Source organism: Rhizobium phaseoli, from assembly GCF_010668805.1.
In the GTDB taxonomy this organism is placed as follows: Bacteria; Pseudomonadota; Alphaproteobacteria; order Rhizobiales; family Rhizobiaceae; genus Rhizobium; species Rhizobium phaseoli_A.
In genome coordinates this window covers 1-465 of the sequence record NZ_WUFT01000070.1, presented here as the reverse complement: position 1 = coordinate 465, position 465 = coordinate 1, and the positions used below count along the sequence as shown (strand labels likewise).

General features: G+C 61.9%; 1 protein-coding gene. It reads left to right on the top strand.

The features are described 5' to 3' along the window. Positions 1 to 40: 40 nt before the first annotated feature. Positions 41 to 465, top strand: a 425-nt coding sequence (locus GR197_RS31415) for a bifunctional UDP-4-keto-pentose/UDP-xylose synthase (protein ID WP_348643316.1), incomplete at its 3' end; no start/stop codon positions are given.

Sequence of the window (465 nt, the reverse complement as noted above, 5' to 3'; positions counted from 1 at the left end):
CAACAAGGAGTGGGTCGAGTATCACGTGAAGAAATGCGACGTGATCCTGCCGCTGGTCGCGATCGCCACGCCCGCTACGTACGTGAAGCAGCCGCTGCGCGTGTTCGAGCTGGACTTCGAGGCGAACCTGCCTATCGTCCGTTCGGCCGTGAAGTACGGCAAGCATCTCGTCTTCCCGTCCACGTCGGAAGTCTATGGCATGTGCTCGGACGAGCAGTTCGACCCGGACGAGTCCGCCCTCACCTACGGCCCGATCAACAAGCCGCGCTGGATCTACGCGTGCTCGAAGCAGCTGATGGACCGCGTGATCTGGGGCTACGGCATGGAAGGCCTGAACTTCACGCTGTTCCGTCCGTTCAACTGGATCGGCCCCGGCCTCGACTCGATCTACACGCCGAAGGAAGGTTCGTCGCGCGTGGTCACGCAGTTCCTCGGCCATATCGTGCGCGGCGAAAACATCAGCCT